Annotated in this window: 15 protein-coding genes; 2 read left to right on the top strand and 13 right to left on the bottom strand. The window is 49.6% G+C overall.

All coding sequences use genetic code 11. The features are described from left to right. Positions 1-190 precede the first annotated feature (190 nt). Both Enr17x_RS06375 and alaS read left to right on the top strand, forming a co-directional pair. Positions 191-1,807 (top strand): trypsin-like peptidase domain-containing protein, encoded by a 1,617-nt coding sequence (locus tag Enr17x_RS06375; protein WP_145306959.1) that lies wholly within the window; start codon positions 191-193, stop codon positions 1,805-1,807. Beyond that, positions 1,804-4,431: an alanine--tRNA ligase gene (gene alaS, locus Enr17x_RS06370; protein ID WP_145306957.1), complete on the top strand. Its 2,628-nt coding sequence runs from the start codon at positions 1,804-1,806 to the stop codon at positions 4,429-4,431. The genes Enr17x_RS06375 and alaS overlap by 4 nt, the downstream gene beginning before the upstream one ends. 14 nt (positions 4,432-4,445) lie before the next feature. Here the strand turns inward: alaS and Enr17x_RS06365 are convergent, their stop codons facing one another. The 13 genes from Enr17x_RS06365 to nusA all read right to left on the bottom strand — a co-directional run bounded on the left by Enr17x_RS06365 (position 4,446) and on the right by nusA (position 23,793). Next, positions 4,446-5,471 (bottom strand): dihydrodipicolinate synthase family protein, encoded by a 1,026-nt coding sequence (locus Enr17x_RS06365; RefSeq protein WP_145306955.1) that lies wholly within the window; start codon positions 5,469-5,471, stop codon positions 4,446-4,448. Between the two features lie 92 nt (positions 5,472-5,563). Continuing rightward, positions 5,564-7,723 carry a Na+/H+ antiporter NhaC family protein gene (locus Enr17x_RS06360; RefSeq protein ID WP_145306954.1) on the bottom strand — a complete coding sequence of 720 codons (2,160 nt, stop codon included), beginning with the start codon at positions 7,721-7,723 and terminating at the stop codon, positions 5,564-5,566. Between the two features lie 136 nt (positions 7,724-7,859). Further along, a complete protein-coding gene (locus Enr17x_RS06355) occupies positions 7,860-9,122 on the bottom strand; it encodes a sensor histidine kinase (RefSeq protein ID WP_198000995.1) in 1,263 nt (420 codons plus the stop codon). An 80-nt stretch (positions 9,123-9,202) separates the two neighbouring features. Then, on the bottom strand, positions 9,203-9,787 hold the full coding sequence (locus tag Enr17x_RS06350) for a response regulator (protein ID WP_145313933.1): 585 nt from the start codon (positions 9,785-9,787) through the stop codon (positions 9,203-9,205). A 554-nt stretch (positions 9,788-10,341) separates the two neighbouring features. Then, the gene (mnmG, locus tag Enr17x_RS06345; RefSeq protein WP_145306950.1) at positions 10,342-12,174 is read right to left on the bottom strand and encodes a tRNA uridine-5-carboxymethylaminomethyl(34) synthesis enzyme MnmG; all 1,833 of its coding nucleotides are present in this window, start codon (positions 12,172-12,174) and stop codon (positions 10,342-10,344) included. Between the two features lie 37 nt (positions 12,175-12,211). Continuing rightward, a complete protein-coding gene (ruvB, locus tag Enr17x_RS06340) occupies positions 12,212-13,297 on the bottom strand; it encodes a Holliday junction branch migration DNA helicase RuvB (protein ID WP_390622547.1) in 1,086 nt (361 codons plus the stop codon). A 130-nt stretch (positions 13,298-13,427) separates the two neighbouring features. Next, complete coding sequence (locus Enr17x_RS06335) at positions 13,428-14,519, bottom strand: DUF975 family protein (RefSeq protein WP_198000994.1); 1,092 nt, start codon at positions 14,517-14,519, stop codon at positions 13,428-13,430. 31 nt (positions 14,520-14,550) lie between these two features. Further along, positions 14,551-15,303 (bottom strand): YebC/PmpR family DNA-binding transcriptional regulator, encoded by a 753-nt coding sequence (locus Enr17x_RS06330; protein WP_145306944.1) that lies wholly within the window; start codon positions 15,301-15,303, stop codon positions 14,551-14,553. Positions 15,304-15,413: 110 nt separating this feature from the next. Next, positions 15,414-17,687, bottom strand: a complete 2,274-nt coding sequence (locus tag Enr17x_RS06325) for a tetratricopeptide repeat protein (protein ID WP_145306942.1) — start codon at positions 17,685-17,687, stop codon at positions 15,414-15,416. Between the two features lie 246 nt (positions 17,688-17,933). Continuing rightward, on the bottom strand, positions 17,934-18,869 hold the full coding sequence (locus tag Enr17x_RS06320) for a hypothetical protein (RefSeq protein WP_145306940.1): 936 nt from the start codon (positions 18,867-18,869) through the stop codon (positions 17,934-17,936). Between the two features lie 87 nt (positions 18,870-18,956). Beyond that, entirely contained in the window at positions 18,957-19,367 is a 411-nt protein-coding gene (gene rbfA, locus Enr17x_RS06315; RefSeq protein ID WP_145306938.1) for a 30S ribosome-binding factor RbfA, read from the bottom strand. A 24-nt stretch (positions 19,368-19,391) separates the two neighbouring features. Then, a complete protein-coding gene (infB, locus tag Enr17x_RS06310; RefSeq protein WP_145306936.1) occupies positions 19,392-22,193 on the bottom strand; it encodes a translation initiation factor IF-2 in 2,802 nt (933 codons plus the stop codon). Positions 22,194-22,305: 112 nt separating this feature from the next. Next, positions 22,306-23,793 (bottom strand): transcription termination factor NusA, encoded by a 1,488-nt coding sequence (nusA, locus tag Enr17x_RS06305; RefSeq protein WP_145306934.1) that lies wholly within the window; start codon positions 23,791-23,793, stop codon positions 22,306-22,308. Between the last annotated feature and the right edge of the window lie 363 nt (positions 23,794-24,156).

The raw sequence follows: 24,156 nt of genomic DNA, 5'->3' as shown, positions 1-24,156 counted from the left end.
CAGTAAACGCAACTCATTCATCAGTAGACGCATAAACGACCTTGATGCCAGAAGTGGTATTCAAGGTCGTTTTGCATTGGGTTATACCCAAAAACAGAGTAAAATCAGAAATCAGCAACGTCGGGCTGACTTGAAACAAGTTCACCTGTATCGCAGATACATTTCCCTTTGATTCAATCCAGGTCAATGCATGTTCAATGCTCAACCATTACAATTTGCTCGCAGTCATGTCGTGCCATTCATCGCATTCCTGATCGGGCTGTATATACTGCTCTCTTTCCAAACCCAGCTACTCTATGCGCAACAACCGGATGCCCGGGCCATAGCCTTTGCCGTTCAACAGCAACTGGTACGAGCTATTGAAAAATCGGAGCAGTCGGTCGTCGCCATTTCAAAAATCAAAACGAAACGCCAACAGATTCAATCGCGGATTCCCGCCCCCTTCGGTCTGGATCCGAATCAGGGATTAAATTTATCGCAAGATCCGAAAAACCTGAATTTTATCCCCAATGAATTTGGAGCAGGAATTCTCATTCCAGACCCGACAAAACAGAATCGGGTATTGATACTGACAAACTACCATCTCACAGAGGGCGGACCGGTTGCAGGGCAGAAAGCCATTTCGGAAAATCGAATTTATGTGCACGCCGCCAACCGACAGGGATTTTATGCAGAACTGATCGCCGCGGATCCGCGCAGTGATCTGGCTGTCCTCACACCAGCTAAAGGACTTTCCAGTAATAGCCCTCGCTCTCTCAATCCCATCAAATACGGAAGCACCGAAGCAATTCGCAAAGGCCAGTTTGTGATTGCCTTGGGAAATCCCTATGCCATCGCCCGTGATGGCTCACCCAGTGCAAGTTGGGGAATCGTCAGCAATTTTCATCGTTACCCGGTGCCGGTCTTCAAAAATTTTTTAAATCAGGAACTGGATAAAGAAGAAACGCTGCACCACTTTGGAACATTATTACAGGTCGACACACACCTCGACCTCGGTACCAGTGGCGGTGCCTTACTGGACCTTGATGGAAATCTAATCGGCGTAACCACCTCTCTCGCCGCATTAGAGGGTTATGAAAAGTCGACGGGCTATGCCATTCCGATTGACAAAGCAACCCTGCGGATTATCAACCGACTTGCCGCGGGCATGGAAGCCGAATACGGTTTTTTAGGTATCTATCCCCGGACCATTGAACAAAATCAGGCAAGGCATCTCTTCGCACGGAATTCCGTGCTGCAAGAGCCCTATTATGTGAAAGCCGAAAGCGTCAAACAGTACTCCCCTGCCCAAATCGCCGGCATGCTGCCAGGCGACCTGATTCTCTCGATCGACGGACAAAAACTGACCCGTGATTTCGACTTGATGCGGGAAGTAGGCAAGGCAGGCGCGGGAAAGGAAGTAAAGCTCCAAATCTTGAGAGGAAAAAAACCGCATGAGTTGACTCTGACAGTGAAACTAGGAAAATGGCCAGTGGCGGATGATGAGGGAATTGTTCAAACTCAGTTTCAGCACCCTCTCTGGCGCGGACTTAGAGTTGATTATCCTACGGCGCGCAAGAAATTTACCTTCAGTCCGTTCAGTTACCCACCTGCGGTCGTCGTGACGCATGTCGCTCCGGAAAGCCCTGCACAACAGGCTGGCCTCAAAGAGGGAAACTTTATCAGCCATATTAATAACCAGATGGTCAGGATGCCGGAATCGTTTTACCGGGAAATACAAAAGGTAAACGATTCACCAGTAACATTACAACTTTTGGATGGCCGAAAGGTGATCCTTTCTCCCCAAGAAGCAATCAAAAAACAATGAAAACAGACGAACTTCGCGAGAGTTATCTTTCCTTCTTTGAAGAAAAAGGTTGTGTCAGAAGACCATCCGATGTCCTGGTTCCACGCGATGACCCCAGCGTGTTATTTACCCCCGCCGGGATGAACCAGTTTAAAGATCAGTTCCTGGGTGTGGGCAAACTCGAATTCACGCGCGCCACAACGTGCCAGATGTGTCTCCGTACGGGTGATATTCAGAATGTCGGCGTCACCGCCTATCATCACACGTTTTTTGAAATGCTGGGTAACTTCTCGTTCGGAGATTATTTCAAACGCGAAGCCATTCACTGGGCCTGGGAATATCTGACCGATAAAAAATGGCTGGGTCTCGATCCAAGCCTGCTGTCGGTCACCGTCTACAAAGAAGATGACGAAGCCTACAATATCTGGCACGACGAAATCAAGCTCCCCGCCAATCGCATCAGCCGTGAAAATGAACACGAAAACTTCTGGCCCGCCGGCGCACCTTCGTTAGGCCCGGATGGCGTCTGTGGCCCGTGTAGTGAAATTTTCTATCACCCCAATGGCGGCAAGGACAACGTCGAAATCTGGAACCTGGTCTTCACGCAATTCAACCGCGTGGGAGATCCACCCGATAACCTGAAGCCACTCCCAAAACAAAACATTGATACCGGCATGGGGCTCGAACGAACCGCATCGGTTCTGCAGGGAGTCCCCAGTAACTTTGAAATCGATACGCTCAAACAACTCTGCCTGGCAGCTGCTGATACCGTCGGCACGTCCTACAAGTTTGAAGCCCCCGAAGGACGCCCCATTCGTCGTATCTCTGACCATGTCCGCGCCATTACTTTCAGTATCCATGAAGGGGTCAATCCCGGCAGTCTCAAAGAAAGCTATGTCGTACGTCAATTACTCAGACGCGCGCTTCTCGAAGGTTATCTGCTTGGTAAAAATGAACCCTTCCTGTATCAGCTGGTACCTGCGGTCGTTGAAATTATGAAAACGCCCTACCCGGACATCGTCAAAACAGTTAAAAATGTTCAGAACACAATCAAAGACGAAGAAGAACAGTTTCTGGACGTCATTGAAAAAGGACTCACCCGTTTCGCTGGGTTCCTGAAGAAAGCAGAACAGGAAGGCAAGTCCGAAATTTCGGGCGAAGACGCTTTCGATCTACACCAGACAGACGGATTTTTGATTGAACTGACTGAAGCCCTGGCTGCCAAAAATAATATTGCCGTGAATCGCAATGAATTCAATACCCTGATGGATCGACATCAGAAAGATAGCGGCAGAAACGCCTTTGCAAACTCGGTGATGTCAGAAGGTCCGCTCACAGCACTGCATAAAACAACCAGCGATACCATCTTCAAAGGTTACGAAACCACAGAAGCCGAAGGAAAAGTCGTTGGAATTATCGCAGAAGACCGTCTGGTCGAGTCCGTCGTGGAAAAAGGGCACGCCCACCCCGTTGCTATCGTCCTTGACGAAACCCCCTTCTATGCAGAAGCCGGCGGTCAGGTAGGCGATACTGGTTTCATGGAAGCAGACGGAGTCAAATTTGAAGTTATCAACACCCAGAAAAATGGGGGATTGACTCTGCATCTGGGCCACCTGTTAGAAGGCCAGCTCAATCTGGGACAAACTCTCAAAGCAACGGTAGTTGAAACACGGCGCGCCGGCATCCAGCGTGCTCACTCGGCAACCCACCTGCTGCATCATGCACTGCGAACGGTGCTGGGAGAAAACGCCATGCAACGGGGCTCCAAAGTAGAAGAAGACACACTTCGCTTTGACTTCTCCCATAGCAAAGCACTCACTCCCAAAGAACTCAGCCAGATTGAAGACATCATCAATCAGCGTATTTCCGAAGGCGCTACTGTCAGTACCGAACTGATGAAACTGCAGAAAGCCCGTGATCTTGGTGCAATGGCATTGTTCGGTGAAAAATATCCCGATAATGTGCGTGTAGTTCAAATGGGAGATTTCAGTATTGAATTGTGCGGGGGAACCCACCTCTCCAACACCGGACAGGTCGGACTCTGCAAAATCGTGAATGAAGAACCCGTCGCCAAAGGGGTACGCCGGATCCACGCATTAACCGGCTCCAAAGCCCTGGAGAAAACCAGAAACACGGAGAAACTGGTTCAGGAAATTGCCGCACAACTTAAAGTGCCCCGGCCCGATGAACTGCCTCAGCGAATCGCGCAGCTTCAGGATGAATTACGGGACACCAAAAAACAACTCTTGAAGTATTCCAGCAAGTCACTGTCGGGCACCGCAGAGGAGCTGCTGGAACGCGCACCCACAGTCAACGATGTCAAAATCGTCTCTTACCATGCACAGGACGCTTCCCGCGATCAACTGCGAGAACTGGCAGACCTTCTGCGTAAAAAAGGCAAGCAGGTCGCTCTCATCCTGGGTACGGTGATTGACGGCAAAGTCGCCCTGATGGCAGCCGTCAACAAGGACCTGGTCAAACAGGGCCTCAAAGCCGGCGATTGCGTCAAAGCCGCCGCCAAAGTGGTCGGCGGCGGAGGTGGTGGGCGCCCTGACATGGCAGAAGCCGGCGGTAAAGATCCTGACAAACTGGACGATGCACTGACAACCGGCGCAGACTACTACCGCGGTCAACTCGAAGCGTAAACTTTGATGATCGGCTAAATCAGATTCCGACGGTTGAGTTCGGCAACGACGTGTTGCACAATTTGTGACACGTCATTGCTGCCCAGCTCTTCCGTGATTCCGGTAGCACAGCCGCCGATCGGCTCATTCGTAAAGCCGTGTTGGGACAACATGCACTGCAGCGTTCGACTTAATGTGGAAATATCTGTCTGTTGCTCTGAGGTAATCGGTTGTCGCCCCTGCCCCATTTGAAAACCACGCAGTTCAACAGCAGCCCGGAATCCTTCCGGAAACTCGGCTGAGTAAATCATCGTGTCAAACAGAGTCAACAAGTCATATTGCACTCGGCGGGCTTCATCCAGTTGAGCCGACATCGTCAAATCGTAGAGCTTCCGCGTCAGTTCAGGAACCACTCCCGAACTGGCATTCGTTCCCCCATCAGCCCCGCTCAACAGCAGCGGCATCAAAGCGGCATCCCAACCGGTCAGAAATGAAAAATCAGGACGGTTCGGACGCACGGCTTGAATCATACGAATCATATTCGGGATATCTCCCGATGAATCTTTGATCGCCACGATCTTTTCGCATTCTTCGGAAAGGCGCTGAATTGTAGGTACATCGATCGGGCTGGCAAACATCGGAATGTTATACAGGGTCACATCGATCGGAGTATTATCGCCAATTTCCTTAAAATAGGCATAAACCGAAGCGGGGCTCAGCTTGTAATAAAAGGGAGCCACAATCGCCACGGCCCGAATGCCCAGGCCATGATAGTACTCGCACGCTTTAATGGTTTCGCGAACGTTGGCTTCCGCCGCTCCCGCTAAAATCGGCACACGCCCCTTGGTCTGATCAGCAATGATCGCCACAATCCGACGCCGTTCCTCGGGAGTAAAACGGGTAAATTCGCCGGTAGAACCGTTGGGATAAAGCCCGTGAACCCCTTTTTCAATGAGCCAATCGATGTAGCGTCGTAATTCCGGCTCGTTAATTTCGCCTTTGGAATCGTAGGGAACCAGATTCGGGGTAAAAATTCCACTGAGTTTTTGCTGGGGCTGCATTCTGGGGGACACCTATACATTAAAACAAACAAGTTGCCAGTTTACGGAGTATAGGGAAATTATAGCATACAAATCCGTGATACAACACAGTTTCAAGCCTCTTCTACCGGCTCTTCTGCAGACTCTTTCTGATCTTCGGATGCTGGATCAACTTTATCGGTTATATCTTTTTCCTCACTCTCCCCACCATTAGAACGATTATATTCCTCAGCAGTCACCCCGGCCTCCAGAATCGCTTCCGCTTCCGCTTCCGCCGAACGCCCATAAAACTGCAGGATCAGAAACAAGACAATCAAACCGACCGGCAAAAGAATATACGGTTGAATGCCGAAACCGACCGGAATATACCCGAACACAACAGAAACGACGGCAACAGTCATTGCATACGGCATTTGTGTGAGAACGTGATCCAGGTGATCCGACCCGGACGCTGCCGATGAAAGCACCGTCGTATCGGAGATGGGCGAACAATGATCCCCAAAAATAGCTCCCGCCAGAACGCCGCCAATGGTCCCCAACATCAGATGATGATTGGGCTCAGCTTCGTTCAATGGGACCAGCAAGCTATAGGTGACGGAAATTGATAAAGGCATTATAAGCCCCATCGTAGACCAGGAACTCCCTGTGGCAAAACTCACGGCTGCCGCCAGCAGAAAAGTAATCGTCGGCATCCAGTTCGGAGAGAGATGCCCCGAGAGCATTTCAACAAGAACCCCTGCCGTATTCAGATGGTCCTCATCACAAACCGTGGCCACCGACCAGGCCAAAACCAGAATCAGAATTGCCAGAAACATACTTTTGGCACCGACTGACCAGGCTTCGACACATTCATTCAGTGAAAGCGACTTGGAAAAGCTACAACTGGCAACAGCAGCAATCGAAGCCAGAAAAGAAGAAATCAGTAAGACCCGATTGGGTGAGGCATGCTCTAAAATCGTCCGTAAATTCTTCTCCAGTAACAATTCGCCTTGATGCAAACGCTCCAGGTTCAGACGCTCGATTTCAATCGTCCCCGTCCACCACAGACCGATCATTGCCAGCCCCAGCAACACAGATAACGGAATCAACGCATTCCGCAATAACTGGCGGTGAGCCAGCTCTCCTTTTTCTGCACTCGATTCGGCTTCGACAATATTGAAACGCCCGGGCCGCATGACCTGATTAAAGGCAATCGTACGCACTTCGGCCTTCAACATCGGACCAAAATCGTGTCCCAGATAGGCAACCAGCCAGACGAACGCCAGTAATTGCAGCGGATAAAAACGGTAAGGCAGACTATATAAAAACGTGGTGTAGTAATCTTCTGCCATCCCCAGGCTGGCATAGGAGTCGGCAATGTAACCGATTTCCACTCCCACCCAGGTCGAAATAATCGCAATCCCCGAAACGGGAGCGGCGGTCGAGTCAACCAGGAATGCAAGCTTCTCGCGGGAGACTTTCATACGATCTGTTAAAGGCCGCATCGAACTGCCGACCAGCAACGAATTCGCATAATCATCAAAAAAGACAACCAGTCCCAGGAACCAGGTCATGAGCTGACTGTGCTCGCGTTTTGTCGCATACTGCGAAAGCCGGTTCACTAATGCTGCCGTTCCCCCACCGACGGACATCACACCAACCATCGCACCGAGGAACATCGTAAACAATATGATCATCATATGAGAATTGTCGGTACTCCCCGGCTCGACAATTTCATGAATGACAAACGTATCCAGGGTATGCACAAAGCCCAGAAACAGATTCCCGTGGGCTAAAATTACAGCCCCACACCAGATACTGACCAACAGTGCCAATATGATATTTCGAAACCAGACCGCCAGAACAACAGCCACAATCGGAGGCAGCAAACTTAACCAGCGAGAAATCCGATAGACTTCCAGCGCCCCCGCCCCACGAATATCCGGATCCACGACGATCGTATCGGAAGTCACAAAGACTTTTTGATTCTTGGCCAAGTCTGTCTTTAGCTCCAGAATGCCGTCTTTGAATGGTGGCAAAGCGGTATCAACTTCATCAATCCACAAATCGATACCAATGATCTGTTGAGGATGACCGGAAAACGTCGTATCCAGTGAGCCATTGACATTGAGTGCACGGATCGTAACTTTGCTGACAGGGACCCCGACCACAACCACATCGGGTGCTTCGATCGCATATCTTGCCGGCTCTTTTTTAAGAGGCACATCCGAAATTTTCTCGGCCTGCCCTAAAAAGCTGGTCAGAATTATCAGAAAGGAATGAATCGCCGCCATCGTCCCTCAGGCTGCTTGATCGATAAAATATAGGGGCAAAGCAAATTCTGTTCGCGAAAAATCAACTTGCCAGACGTCCTGCTGGGTATATTGAAACCGATCCCCGACTGATCCGCAAGCGATGATTTTCAAAAAGTCACTTGTTTTTACTCTCTGCAGGATTTTCCGCAGGCCAGATCAGATGAAATGTCACGCCACGATCAGGATTAGTTTCCGCTTCAATCGATCCTCCGTGAAGCGACACAATCCGCCAGCACTTTGACAACCCAAACCCTAAGCCCCGCCCCGCTTGTCTCGCAGAAAAGAAGGGGTCAAATAAATGCTCCCGTTCCTGGTCTGTTAAACCTGGACCATCATCAGTCACACGTAAATGCAGGCTTTGACTCGCACCGGTCGTCAACTCTTCTGAAATAATCCGAACCTGACCGCCGGACTCCAGCACATTCAGGCTATTCAACAGTAGATTACTCAACACAACTTTCCACTGCACTTCATCGGCCCAGATCGAATGTGATTCGGGAATCTCAACTGTGATCTGAATTCCGGACTGGGAAATCGTTTCGTTCAGACTGATCAGAACTTCTTGTGCTGTTTTCTGTAGATTGAGCAAACTCGGGTTCGGAACAGGTGGTCTGCCAAACAGCATCGCATCCCCAATCATATCGCGCACGCGATAAGCCTGGCCGCCGATTGTTGACAGAGACTGCCTGCGTTCCGGATCTGTCTCATCCTTTAACAACATCTGCACGCGCCCCACAATCGTCGCTACGGGATTATTGATTTCATGCCCGGCACCGGCTGCGAATTCTGCCATCGCTTCCAGTTTATCAATACTGGGTATCACACGATGTTCTGCGGGCGGCTTCTTTTCCCCTTCTGAATCGGGAGTGCCCTTCGCATCAGTATCCGACAACAAAGCTGGTTTCTGTTCCAGCACTTGAGCCAGCAGACGCTGACTCAACTCTACCAGCTGTGTCATGAGAGGCTGTTTTTCCGCGAGTTGTAACGAAGAAAACAGGCACACACCCGCGACGTCAGCTTGATCAGAGGGAATCGCATAATATTCGAATGGTACGGGGGAAATCAGCGTAAACGATCTCCCCTGCGCAAAGATATCAACAGCCTGCGCACGCTCCGAACCAGAGTGCGCCGGTTGAATCGAATCCAGAATGAAATATTCCGTATTATTCTGCGAAGCCCGATGGATGCTGCCCGTCAATTGATGTGACCGGCGATGCAAGACGGCAATATAGGCCGCATCTGCGCCTGTTGCTTCACACCAGACTGTGGACAGAGCGTTGAGAATTGATTCCAGTGAGCGCGCAGGAATCAATGCAAACAGACGTCTATAATACGCGTCCGGCAAATCCAAGCTGAGGGCACCGGTTTCGCTCGACATCTGATACTCCCTGAAACAGCATCCACGACGACCGGAAAAAAATCCGACCGTCATGAAACTGATGACTGTTCATTTTGGAATCAACCAGTAGCGTGAACGGATTCCAAATTCAGAAGCGTACAGACCCGATCTGCCAGTTGCTCGACTTCAAACGGTTTCTGCATGAAGTCATTTGCACCAGCGGCTTTTAAATCGTCAATCTTGTCTGCTTCAACCATACCACTGATGCAAATAATTTTTACATCATCCATGGAAGAATCGCTGCGGACTCGTTGACAGACTTCTTTTCCGTTGATGTCAGGTAGCATCACATCCAGAATAATAATATCAGGGTGATACTCTTTGACCATCATCCCGGCATCAAAACCGTTGTTAGCAACGCGGATTTCAAATCGAGAATCTGCATCCAGGACATCGCGGATCAATTCTACAAGTTCTTCATCGTCGTCCACGATCAGAGCTTTGCGTTTTCCACTTTCCAGTGCATCAGTGGGAATCCCATTGTCTTTCATAAACTTGAATAAGACATCTCGAGGAATTCTACGAAAGCGAGAGCCGGGTACACGAAATCCCTTTAATTGGCCAGAATCAAAACAGCGAATAATCGTTTGTTGACTCACTTTGCAAATCTTTGCGGCTTCGCCTGTGGTAAAGACCGTTTTCATATTGCTCATCCATCCTTTGAAGACCCGCCCTAGTAAAGCGGGAAAGACCAAGCGCTGTAAGGCTATTACAACATGCAATAACCGAGCCCCTGCGCAGTGAAATCGATGACCCGTTCATCAAGTTCGCTGCATGAAACTGACATCTCCATAATCAGCCTCTTATCTATTTACCTGGAAACAAGTAAAGTGATAAAAAACCGCATCCTCCAAGGTGCAGTTCTGTGGCCCGTTTACTTGCCAAACGCTACTGATTTTCCAGACGTCACAAGTATCCCACATAGATACAAACGCCAAAACTTTCAATACCGCTTGACTTTACCAGTATTATCAATAACTCCGATTGTATCTATTCTGACGATATGGTCAACACGCATTCGCCACGTTGACCAAATTATTGAAACAAACATGTACGAATTATACACTTACAATCATCCAACCTTCACTGATTTCCACCTCAAACCACTGGTTTCAGCGACTCAGGAACAATCCGCGCAGGCGAAAACTACTTTTACCACAGCGAGTTAAGAAAAATGAGAGTGCCAGAAACGCAAGAATTACGTGGCTATTCGGCTGGCGCTGTTTAAATAAAGCACGAGCACCGTTAAATCAGCCGGGGTCAAACCGCTGATTCTACCCGCCTGACCGATATTCCGTGGCTTGACGCGACTCAGTTTTTCCTTGGCTTCATTGCGCAAGTTCGGTACCAGTTGATAATCGATATGGTCAGGTATGTGCAGTGTTTCCACATTTTTCTGCTTTTCGATCTCGGCTGTCTGGCGGCGGATATACCCCGCATACTGCACTTCAATCAGCGTTTGCTGGATTGCCCGATCCGAGAGGGAAAGCGCTTTCAAAGCAGGTGCGAATTCACAAATCTCGTTCCAACCAATATCCTGACGGCGGAGCCATTCTTCCAGTGAATTTCCCTGATAACGCGTACTGCGAATGAACTCAATGATCTGAGCAATTTCTGCCTCATACGCCTGATACTTCTGCCATCGCTCCTCTCCCACGGAACCGACGCGGCGACCGATGGGCGTCATTCGACGATCTGCATTATCCTGCCGAAGTAATAATCGAAATTCGGCCCGCGATGTAAACATGCGGTAAGGCTCATCCACGCCTTTGGTCACCAGATCATCAATCAGAACGCCCAGGTAGGCTTCATTACGATCCAGAACCAGATCTTCTTTACCGGCAATCTTCAAAGCAGCATTCAGCCCGGCCAACAGTCCCTGGCCGGCGGCTTCTTCGTAGCCTGTAGTCCCATTTAACTGGCCGGCAAAGTACAAGCCTTCGACAGTCTTGGTTTCTAACGTCGGCTTCAATTGAGTGGGGGTCGCAAAATCATATTCGACGGCATAGCCGTAGCGCATGATTTCCGTTTTCTCCAGTCCGCGAATGGAATGAATCATCTCATCCTGCACATCACGGGGCAGACTGGTGGAGATTCCATTGCAGTAATACTCGTTGGTATAACGGCCTTCCGGTTCCAGAAATATCTGATGCGAATTGCGTTCTGAGAAGCGAACGACTTTGTCTTCAATCGAAGGACAATACCGAGGGCCCGTCGAATTGATCTGGCCGGAATACATCGGTGCGCGGTGAAGATTTTCATTGATCAACCGGTGCACGTGCTCGTTGGTCTCTGTCAAAAAACAGGACATCTGCGGCTGATTGATCTTCTCTGTCATATAAGAAAAAGGCTGCGGATTTTCATCGCCGGGCTGTTCTTCCAGAACCGAAAAATCGATCGTGCGGCCGTTGAGCCGTGCCGGCGTTCCTGTCTTAAAACGCTGCAGTTCAAATCCCAGTTCGGCCAGGCTATCAGACAATGTTCCAGTGGTCCCTTCGCCGGCGCGTCCCCCTTTGGTCTTGGCCTCTCCCGTATGCATGATCGCCTGCAGAAAAGTGCCCGTGGTCAGGATGACTGCCTTCGCACGATAAAGAGCCTCGCCGTGAACCTGGACTCCGGTGATTCGTCCCTGTTCGACCATCAGGCTTTTTACAATCTCTTGCCTGAGTGCCAGATGGTCCTGCTGTTCTACTTTCCATTTCATGCTGAACTGATAGGCTTTTTTGTCGGCCTGCGCACGCGGACTGTGCATCGCCGGGCCTTTAGAAAGATTCAGCATCCGGAACTGAATCCCCGTCTCGTCGATCACGCGCCCCATCTCTCCGCCGAGCGCGTCAATTTCACGGACAATCTGCCCTTTCGCGACCCCGCCAATCGCAGGATTGCAACTCATCTGGCCGACGGTATCGCAGTTCATGGTCAACAGAGCCGTCTTCGCTCCCAGACGTGCAGACGCTAAAGCAGCTTCACAACCGGCGTGCCCGGCTCCAACGACAACAACATCATAATCATACGTAACGGACTGACTCATGGTTCTTCTTTTAATTCACTGTTGAGATCGTCGTGGCTTAGCCGAACAAAGTTCCCGACTCGGGAGGCGTTATTTTCAGATGTTCTAAAGCAGCCATCGTGACGATACGGCCTCGGGGAGAACGCTGAATAAAACCGGAGCGGAGCAAAAACGGCTCGACTTCGTCTTCCAGTGTATCCGCCGGAATATTTAAGCTGTGACCGAGTGCCTGAACTCCTGCAGGTCCTCCGGAAAAGGTCTTAATCAACGTCTCCAGATAACGCCTGTCTTGTCGCTCCAAACCGATCTGATCGATTTCCAGCATTTCAAAGGCGCGGGCAACGATGTCATTGGTAATATTACCATCTGCCTTACTGGTCGCATAGTCTCGAGCCCAGCGCAACAGATTATTCGCTTTCCGTGGAGTACCTCGACTGCGGCGGGCGATTTCGAAAGCAGCCTCATCGGTGATCTCCGTCCTCAGTTTTTTCGCGTTGCGGCGGACGATTTCGATCAGTTCTACATCTTCGTAAAAATCCAGATGTTCGCGGCGGACAAAACGATCGCGCAAGGGAGCGGTCAGCATCCCGCTCCGCGTGGTGGCGCCGATCACGGTGAATTTCTGAAGTTTCATATTCACCGTGCGTGCGTTCAGCCCTTCGCCCAGCGTGATATCGACCCGAAAGTCTTCCATCGCGGGATAGATAAATTCTTCCACCGTCGCCGGCATACGATGAATTTCGTCAATGAACAAAAACGAACCATGACTGGCATTCGTCAGGTAAGGCAGTAGATCCTTGGGCGCACTGAGTGAAGGTCCTGAAGTAATCTGTAATTCGGTTCCCAATTCGCGAGGCAAAACGGAGGCTAACGTCGTTTTTCCTAATCCTGGAGGCCCATCCAGCAGCAGGTGCCCCAAAGGTTCGTTCCGTTTGCGGGTGGCATCCAGAAAGACTTCCAGCCGTTCCACTACAGCACGTTGCCCGACGACTTCGCTGAGCCGCTGAGGTCTGAGCGCATCATCGTACTCCGCATCATCGGCCAGATAGCTGGAATCCCAGCCCTCTCCGCCACCGGAAAAATCATCTTCCGGTTCCTCATCGCCTCTTATGACAGGCTCACGAACCATGTTCACATCCACAATCTAAGTACTCTGCCCAGAGGCGCCACAGCCTCTGCCCAATGGCGGGTATCATAGCAAAAGAACTCCCCAGCCGTAAAACCCAGACAGGGGAGCTCTTAAGAATTGCAACGGTTTCAAAGAATGGTTGCGTTCACTGATTGGTCATCTCAGCGTAACTGACGGTCCCCACCAACATGAAAAAGGGAATCAGAAGGATGTAAATTGCTGCCATAAATCCCAAAACGAGCAACACTCCCAGAATAGCCATTTGCCCTGCCATCTGCTCCATGCCGATGGTAATAATCAAAATCAAGCCATACGGCACGAGAGTGAGTCCCACTAACGAAAGGTAAATCAGGAACAGGCTCATCAGATTGCCTTTAGTGATCTTTCTCGAATCCGTAAAGGCATCGATGCCTGGCAAATTGCGGTCAATTAACAAATAGGGATATGGCCAAAACATGAGTGCGATAATGAGTCCTGGAATGACAAAACACAGGTAGCCTAATAAGTACGCCAGAAAAAATACGATGCTACAGAGCAGCATCCTTCCTAAATAGGGACCACCACTGAAGATGAGATTAAATCCCGGCTGCTCTCCTCGAACCAGTTTCAGCAAAAACGAGAGTACTCCCAGCATAAAATAGAGCTGAACGACGCCACTGACCAAAATCAAGGCGATGTAGAAGATAACCACAGACAAAACCATGACGCCCGGATCCGGCTTTCCCGCGATCGCCAACAACCCGGCAAAGCCAATCGCGGAAATCACAAATAAAACAACAAATGACGCCACAACACAGAGAATATAGGCTAATACATGAATCCCGATGACTTGCCCCAGGTTTGCTTTAAACACATTCCAGGCGCGCGAAAAAACCTCGCCCACCTTGATGCTACGGGGGCCAGATACTTCTTCCTGAATCGCCTCACCACAGTGTCTGCACCGTTTCGCATCAGCAGGGATTGACTCGCCACACATGGGACAGTCGATACTTTCTGCGGAAAGAAAACTCTCTTCTTCCCGAACGGGCGCAGTCTGCTCAGCAAGAAAGCTCTTTTGTTCCGGAACGACTTCTTCGAATGCGTCAAAGCCGTCACTTGCCGGCTCTGCAGCAGATTGAGTCAGCTGGGGAACATCAATTGGCTCGCCACATTGGGGGCACTTCGCTCTGCGGCCCGCTTTATCGTCTGACGTCTTCAGAACTTTATTACAATGCGAGCAACTGAATTCAATCGTCAACGTTCTGTCCCCATTACCTGGTGCTTGAGAATCAGTCGGCGGTGACTTCTGCCATGATCTCATCCGGAATATTAAAGTTGGCAGTTACACTTTGCACATCATCATGATCCTCAAGTGCCTCCATGAGCCTCAGCACTTTCTTCCCGTCTTCGACTCCCAAATCGACTGTTGTATCAGGAATGCGCGAAATCTCAGCCAGATTCGTGGGAATTTTCTTTTCTTCGAATATATCTGCAACCTGTTGAAATGCCTCTACACTGCAGGTGACTTCGTATACATCTCCATTGGCAGAAACGTCATCTGCCCCCGCTTCCAGTGCAATCTCAAACAGCGCGTCTTCTTCGACATTTTCGCAGGGGACCAGAAACAACCCTTTGCGTTCAAACATCCAGGCCACGCATCCGGTACTGCCCAGGTTCCCGCCATGCACTTCAAAGATCTTGCGAATTTCACCGGCGGTTCGATTCCGGTTCTCTGTCAGAATGTCACACAATACTGCCACACCCGCGGCTCCATAACCTTCATAGACCAGCTCTTCAAAGTTTTCACCCGATAATTCACCGCAGCCTTTTTTCACGGCACGGTCAATATTTTCCTTCGGCATACTGGCTTTACGAGCCTTATCAATGGCATACCGCAATGCCAGATTCATACCCGGGTCGCCCCCGCCATGTTGTGCCGCCACGATAATCGCACGACTCAACTTACCAAACAGCTTACCCCGCTTTTTATCAATCACCCCTTTCTTGGCGGCGATATTTGCCCAATGTGAATGACCTGCCATTTATAGTTCGCTCAACTGAATAAATAAAAAGTGAAATATCTGCGCCAGAACGACGCAGATGAGAAAATAATTAACCTATATTACAAAACACCAGAAAGGAAAGAAATCGTTTACTGATTGAGTTTCTCCTGGAGCTGCTCAATCAATTTTGTGTCTGGGGGAGTAGCCTTGAGTGCATCTTCCAGTGCCTTCTTCCAAAGCTCTGTTGCTTCTTTTGTCTTGTCTAATTTGTGGTAGCAGTCTGCCAGATGATCCAGAATCGTGCTATCGCCGCCTCCAGGCAACTTACTGGCGCGTTCCAGGTATTCCTGCGCCTCTTTATATTTCTCTCGCTTAAACAGGACCCACCCCATACTGTCGAGGTATGCCATATTATTCGGTTCTGACTTCAAGGCAATTCGAATCATCTTTTCGGCCTGTTCCAGATTCTTACCCTGGTCGGCGTAGAGATATCCCAGATCATTATTGATCGAAGGATTGTCCGGATCATCGGCGAGCAACTCTTCCAGAACGGCTTCTCCCTTGGCAATGTCTCCCTGTTGTACATAGGTATTCGAAAGCATCATCTTCACCTGGTAGACACGCTCCTTCTGCCGCGGGTACTTTTTGATGAATTCCTTCAGCTGCACAATCGCTTTGTCCCAGTCTCGACTGTGATAGTAGATCCAGGCATGCTGGTAATCGAGCAAGGGAAACCGGGGGGCTGCCTGTCGTGCTTCCTGGTTGACCTTGATCGCAGCTTCTGTTTCGCCATTTCGCTCGTGAGCGTCCGCCAGAAAATACAACAGGTTAATTCGCTGAGGTGCCAAAAGTGGATTCTTAACAGCCTTCTGCAGGAACTCGGCCAGCTCTCCATATTGATTTTCTTCTCGCAAGAGTTCGCTGTACTCCTGCAGAATCAACAGGGTCCAGTTGCCGCGTACCTGTGGTTTTTTATGCTTTTCAGCCGCATTCATCGCAAACTGATAGAATTCACCCGCTGCTTTTTTCTCACCCGCTTCGGCAGCCAGTTTCGCAATGATAAAACCGGAAAACACATCGACACCCGGAGGGTCTTTATCCTTCAGTTTTTGTGCCTCGGCAACCAGCGTCTTTACAAACTCTTTGTCCTGCGACATCTTCTGCAGATCTGGCTGAATTTTTTGAATCCCATCTCCCGTCTGCACAATTTTAGAGAGGGTCTCAATCAGCTTGTCGTACTTCTGATTTTTCTTATACAGCGACATCAACCCCGCCAGACCTTCGACGTCGGATGAATTGCCAATGGAATCCAGATAGGTCTTTTCTGCTTTATCAAACTGTCCCGCAGCGCCATACTGCTCGGCCAGATAGTAATGCAGGGTCCGATTGAATCGATCTTTTTCTGCCAGCGTTTGCAGTTTTGGAATCAGCTCATCGGACCGATTCAATGCAGCCAGGATTTCACCCAGAAATTCATAGGCCTTACGCCCTTTCGACTGGAGTTGTTCATCGAAATAGGACTGTAGTGAATCGAGTGCCTGTTGATACTGCTTGGATCGAAAATAAACCTGTGCCAGATGATACTTGAGAATTCCAGGACGGCCTTTTTGCGATTCTGCCGCTTTATTGAATGCTTCCACAGCCAGCTTCAAACGATCTGTCTCTAAAAACGACTGCCCCATTCGTTCATATAATTTCGCCTGCTTTGCTTCCAGCTGAGATCGCGTAGTAAATTCAAAGGTATAATCATCCGGCTTGGTCAGTGCATTAAATACCACTTCCCAGCATTGCGCCGCTTCTTCCTGCTTCCCTAAGCGCTCGTAGAGATTTGCCTGGTCGTGTTTGATGATGACATACACGCCCGATTTTTTATTAATCGCCGGCGAATCGGATGCCTTATTCAGAAACATCACTGCGTCTTCAAAACGCCCCTGTCCTGCCATATGTAAACCCAGCTTACGCATGAGTTCATAATCTTCAGGATCGAGCTCGACAGCCTTTTGTGCAAATTCAATTGCTTCTTCTGTTTTATCCAGCCCCGATGCGAGCCGGATTAGAACTCGGTAGATCTCGACGGAATTGGGATTGTTTTCCATCGCTTTCTTGTAGGCTTCATAGGCGCCGATGAAATCGTTTCGTGCTTCGCGCAAACGCCCGGTCATATACCAGGCGGCAGAGTCGATTTTTTTCTGCTCTTCAGGAGTACGCGGTTTTGCCGGAACCAGGGGTAGCACGACATCGTCGGCGATCCCTTCTTCCAGAGAAAACACTTTAGGTACCGGCGGCTTCTGAGGGTCCTTTTTGCTTCCCTTCTTGCCTGGCATCTTGGCTGAGACAGATGTCGGCCCCGTTGAAACCGTTAATACAGGTAACAACAGAAACTGACAGGCTAACAGGATCGCCGTCTTGGGATAACCACTCATCGTCAAACTCCATTGTGGAAACAGAGATCAGGTATTTATTCTCTATCCGATACTATCGACTATGTTTACAAGCACAGTAACAGAGAATATTTATTGTAACTTCTATTCACCACCTTCTCCAAGCCTGCTTTCTGCGGAATCTATTATTTTAGTACCGAGAACCTGGAGAATCTTTATGGAACAGGGCGTACGAAGGCGATTTGCAGTCTTCTGAGAGGCTGGATCGCATCGATCCGTTCTGCAAGCCTATTTTTTGCTGGAAGAAGATTTCTTCTTTTTAGGTACTTTTTTCTTCGTCGCCGCCTTTTTCGCAGGCACTTTTTTCTTGGCTGCTTTGGCAGGTGTCTTTTTAGCAGCTTTTTTGGTTCCTTTTGTTGGAACCTTCTTTTTCACTTTCGCAGCCGCTTTTGTCGTCTTACTCGACGCTTTCTTTTTCTTCTTTGCAGTCTTTTTCTTCTGCTTTGAAAGCGGATTAGCAAACATGCCCTCTAACCGACTGGGAGCCTGCATCAAATCGACGCCTTCTTCCGGCAGAGGATTCTTCGCCAGATTAAAGTCGGCTGCCAACTCTTCGTCGGTCGCCAGACAACGCAACAGATGACTAAACAACGGAGCATCCGACTTACGCACAGTGGATTTCAGACTATCGCTGGCGGTTTCAATCGACTCATCTGCAGACACCAGCCCCAGCCATTTACTGGCATTCAGAATTTTCTCATCTGCCGGCACAAGATGACTCCCCAAAATCACCTGCAGGGTGTGATTAATCACAAAGGGAGATAATGACTTCATCCTGGTTAACTGCTTCTGTGCCTGCTCCAGTGTTTTCTTTCTCATCAACTCCAGATCGAAACAGAATTCTTTGTCAAACACATACTGTAACACAGATCGGATTCGATACGCTCGCCATTCAGCATCACCGACAGCAGAAAAAATGGATTCCAGTTCGGAGATTGTGCTGACCCGGATTTCATTGAGATCATGAAACCCACCCAGCAGAGCATCAAACACTTCATCCGCTTCTGAATTTGTCGTATTTTCAAGACAGATGGCGTGTAGAATGGTCTCCAGAACGGGACGATCATACTTGGGTAATGTTGCTGAATACCGTTTTTTGAGTAACGCAATCAGCTTCTTACAGATAGCCTGTTTATCGGATGTTGAAATTTTTTTAGCAACCATATCTGTCTGTGCAATATTTGAGATATTTCAAATGGACTGTAATGAAAACAACTCTTTCATTCACGGAAACACTGCCAGCTAACCCCGCTACGATTCCTCGTCAGTGCCCTGCTCCTCTACTGAAGAAGGCTCTTTCGCTGACTCTTCTGTTTCTCTCTCGGCCTGCAACTCATCCAGAAGACGAAGTGCATCTGTTGTCTCTTTGACAGAAGAATCCAGAACAAATTTAATCACAGGTGTATATCGGGTTTGAATTCGGTCTGCTATTTTGGACTGAATAAATCCTTTAGCGGACTCCAAACCATGCATACAAAGTGCTTTTGCCTTTTCATCCCCCATGATCGAAATATAAATCTTGGCTGATTGCACATCAGGTGCGACATCAACATGCAAGACCGTTACATTGCTGATCCGAGGATCGCGCAAATGCAACAATATTGTCGTACTCACTGTTTCTAATATCGCCTGAGCGATTTTTGCTAATCGACGTGATGTCATTCAGTCCCCGCAAGCATTCACTATTTAGCTCGATTTCGAATCGAGTGTTCGTTTGACTTCATTGATCCGGAATGCTTCTAACAGGTCACCCTCTTTAATATCATTAAATCCTGACAGCAAGATACCACACTCCATGCCTTCGCGAACTTCCTTGACATCATCCTTTTCTCGCTTTAACGAAGCAATCGGATACTGGTTCAGAATTTTCTGATCTCGAATCAGATGGACCCGGTCATTGCGATTAATGGTTCCGTTAAGAACGCGACACCCGGCAATCTTACCAAATCGGCTGATCGAAAATGTCTGCAGCACCAACGCACGTCCTGTTTGTTCCTGCACCAGTTCGGGACGCAACAAGCCTTCCAGCGATTGCCTGATGTCATCGACCACTTCATAAATAATGCTGTAGCGACGAATCTCCACATCTTCCTGTGACGCCAGGTTTTGAGCACGGTCTTCGGCAACAACATGAAAAGCGATAATGATGGCATTCGATGCACTTGCCAGATAAACATCGCTCTCGTTCACACCGCCGATGCCTTCATGCAGAATTTTAACGCGCACTTCAGGATGCTCGAACTTTCCGATCTCGCTGCGAATGGCTTCCAGAGATCCGGGAGTATCTGCCTTGATAATCAGCGGCAGATCCTGGATCGCACCTTCCCGGGCAGAACCCAGAATGTCTTCCAGCGTACGTGGGCCACCACTATGTCGCGACAGTACATCAGCACGCCCTTCGTGCCGCCGTTCTTCGGCTAATGCTCTGGCCTGGTCGATATCGTCGACAACGACGAAGTGATCGCCCGCACCAGGCACCGTATCCAAACCAGTCACTTTGACGGGCATTGCCGGCGGTGCTTCTTCAATCTGCTGGTCCATATCATCGTACATGGCACGGATATAACCATAAGATTTGCCACAAATGACGGCATCGCCAATTCGCAAAGTTCCTTTTTGAACAATCAACCAGGCAACAGAACCACGACCTTCGTCGCGGAACCCTTCCAGACAGACGCCGACCGCGGGCCGGTTCGGGTTTGCTTTGAGTTCGTGCAGTTCAGCCGTCAACAACAGGGTTTCCAGTAGATCATCCAACCCGGTCCCTTTGAGAGCCGAGACACGGACCACATCTGTTTCACCACCCCATTCGGAGGGAAGCACATTCTGGGCTGTCAGATCCTGTAATACCTTTTGTTCGTTGACATCCGGCAAATCAATCTTGTTCATGGCCACAACCATCGGGACACCTGAGGCCTTCACGTGGCTGATGCTTTCCGCGGTTTGAGGCATCACACCATCATCGGCGGCAACAACCAGCACGACCATATCAGTCACGTTGGCTCCCCGCGAACGCATTTCACTGAAGGCGGCGTGACCGGGTGTATCAACAAACGTCAGCTTGTGACCGTTGTAATCGATCTGATAAGCGGCGATATGTTGAGTAATTCCCCCCGCTTCCCCTTCGACAACCTTAGAGTTGCGCAGTGAATCAACCAAAGTTGTCTTTCCATGATCGACGTGCCCGAGGACTGTGATAATTGGCGGACGGGTTACAAGATCTTCCGGAGCATCTTCCATCTCCACAATCTCGGTAACCGTTTCCTGTGCTCCCTTTTGTCGTTTGAAGGTCAGGTCCACACCCAATTCCAGTGCCACTGCCAATGCAGTCTCCTCTTCGATAATCTGATTGATCGTCACCATCTCGCCAAACTCTTTGAACAAGATTGACATAATAGCTTTCGCAGGACGCCCCATCGCTTCGGACAGACTCCGCACCGTCATTGGAACTTCGACTTCGGCTTCTGTTTTATGAACAATCGGTCCGGTGTCGTGTTTCCGCTTCGAACGGCGGGGACGGCGACCAACGACATCCTGCTGTTCTGTTCCATCCGGAGCAAACACCCGGCGACCTTCTTTGCGCTGCTCGCGACGCTGTTTCCGCGCCTCAACCAGACTCAGACTTCCGCGGCGACCTTTTGAATCATCATCCGGTGACTCACAGTCTTTGTCTTTATCCTTCTTTTTCTGCTCTGTATGTTGTGCCAGATGAGCGGCCAGCGGGCTCTTCTGTTCCAGAATGTCAGCCGTCAATCGTACTTCCGGCTTTTGAGCCTTCTCTTCTTTTTTCTTAGGCTTGGGAATCACCGGCTGCTTGTAGGCAGGAGGTGCAGCGACTGAAGGCAATGCGGACTTGGTTTTCGATTTTGATTGCTGCTTTCCAGAACGAGTCGAACCCCGTGGTTTCATCTCACGCATACTGGAACTTTTCATTGACCCCCCGGCGGGCACATAATCGTCACGACTGAGAACCTGATCTGACTCGTCCTTTTCCACCTCTTCAGGTTGTTCCGCAGATTTACGCTTCAGTAAATCAGAGCGAGACTCCACGGGTTCCGCTGGCGCTTCCGTCTTTTCCTCTGCAGGGGGGGCACTCTCCGCAGTGACTGCGTCAGATTCTGCCTCGTCTTCCTGTTCTACTGCGACTCCAGCAGAACCTTCTTCTGGCTCTGAAGATTCTTCAGACTCCGAAGAGGGTTTGGGAGGCGCTGACCGAGACGTCTGTGCCCGAGACGTCATCGCCTTAATGGTCCGCATCTTCTTCGGTTCCCGCTGAGGCACCAGAGTTGCCTGGTCGGCAGGTTCCGCGGCCCCCTCAGAAGGCTGGTCCTTCTTGTTTAAATACGCTATGACTATGTCACGTTCTTCGGGCGTGATGCTGGCCAAAGCGGAGTTTTTTAACTTCACCCCCGCTTGGTTACATTCATCGATCAGCACCTTGCTGTCCATTCCCAACTCTTTCGCAAGAGCAAAAATACGAATCTTCAACAGCCCTTCTCCCGTGAACAAATTTGCAAAACGTTTTCCAATCCACTCAGACTCAAACGAATTGCCCTATGAGGCGAAAACACCTCATAACACTTACTCGTAATAAAACGATCTATTCCTGCTTCTCCGTCGATTCTTCCGCCGCGTTATCCACATTCACCGGTTCTTCCCCAGAGCCTGTAGCGTCGTCAGAACCGGTCTCTACTTCTGAATCAACCACAGCCGCAGGCACTTCTTCCTCAGAAGCAACGGCCTCTGGCTGAGAAGCCTCTTCTGCGACAGCCTCTTCTTCAACTGAGGCGGCTTCTTCTTCAACAGCCACTTCTTCTGTAACAGCAGCTTCTTCTACCTGTGATGCTGGTTCCTGAACCGGCGTTTCCGGCTTTGCCACTGAACCAGCTGGCTGATTTTTCTTGGCAGCACGCATCGCCTCTTCTTCTGCTTCAACACGTTCACTCTCCTGGTCAGCAACGTCAACAATCTGCTCACACTGCTCGGCAGTCAAACCGCCCAACTCTGCCAACTGATCCGGCTCAATGACAGACAGGTCATAGTAACTGAAGAATCCTTGAGAGACTAAACTCTCTGCGAGTTCTTCAGAAACGCCGGGAATAGAAGAAAAGGCCTCAACAGTTTTATCCAGCTGTTCGTCCAGCTCGGTTTGAGTCATCACCTCGATGTCCCAACCAACCAGTTTGGATGCCAGACGCACATTCTGCCCTTTTCTGCCAATTGCCAGCGGCAGTTGATCATCGCGTACCAGTACAATCACACGCCCCAACATCGGACACAAAATCACATCTTCTACTTCAGCAGGCTGCAGTGAATTCGGCACCAGAACCTGAAGCGAATCATTCCAGCGAACAATATCAATTCGCTCGCCGGCAAGTTCATCAACAATATTTTTAATTCGGGCGCCCCGCATACCCACACAGGCTCCGACACAGTCAATACTGCTGTCAATACAGGAGACTGCTACTTTCGAACGATAACCGGCTTCTCGCGCCAGTGACCGCACATCAATAATTCGATCGGCAACTTCTGGAATCTCAAGTTCAAACAAGCGGCGGACCATATCAGGATGGGTCCGAGACAGAATCACTTTGACGCGACTCCCGGCCTTTCGCACATCCAGGACGATTGCCCGCACACGATCACCGACACGAAATGATTCACCGGGAATCTGTTCGCCTCGGGGAAGAATGCCTTCAATTTTCCCCAGGTTAATCAGAACAGCGCCCCCTTCGACCCGGGATACTGTTCCCGAAACCGACTGGTGCTGCATCTCCATATATTCATCAAAGACCGTGTCGCGTTCGGCTTCACGAATCTTCTGAATCATCACCTGCTTCGCTGTTTGAGCAGCAACACGCCCCAGAATCTCACCCAGAATATCCTGAGCCAACTTTTCACTATCACAATAAACGGTTGGCTCGCCCGATTCACGGTCAATATCTACAGAAAGTTCGTGATCATCTCCAAAGTGTCGGCGCGCAGCTGACAGGATAGCCTGTTCAATTCCACCAAACACGATTTCTTTATCGATACTCTTATCGCGTTGAATGGCATCAACAATCCGGAGAACTTCCTTACCGTCCATAATTGTGTTTCCTTCATTCGACAGTCGATCAGATCAACTGACTCGAAAACTACTCAAACAAGACCTGAACCGGTCAAATCTTTATCTATCACAATTGAAGCTGCCACATCGACGAGCCTCTCAGGTATCACTATTTAACAAAAAAAAGCGGGAACATGCCCACTTTATGACTACCCACACTACCGCAAAACGGCAGTCAGGCAGAGCCGCGATTGGCATATACAATACAACAAATCACGACAATCGGATTGGTGAGCGGATGCTCGCGTTCCAACCAGCCTACATATCAGAGGACTCCATTCGAGTTTACGAATGCCGATTCATCACAAAGAAACAGACAGCCTTGATGGCTTACTACCCCTT

Source organism: Gimesia fumaroli, assembly GCF_007754425.1.
GTDB classification, from domain to species: Bacteria; Planctomycetota; Planctomycetia; order Planctomycetales; family Planctomycetaceae; genus Gimesia; species Gimesia fumaroli.
The sequence above is the reverse complement of the archived record's forward strand: the minus strand, read 5'-3'. Positions and strand labels throughout refer to the sequence as shown.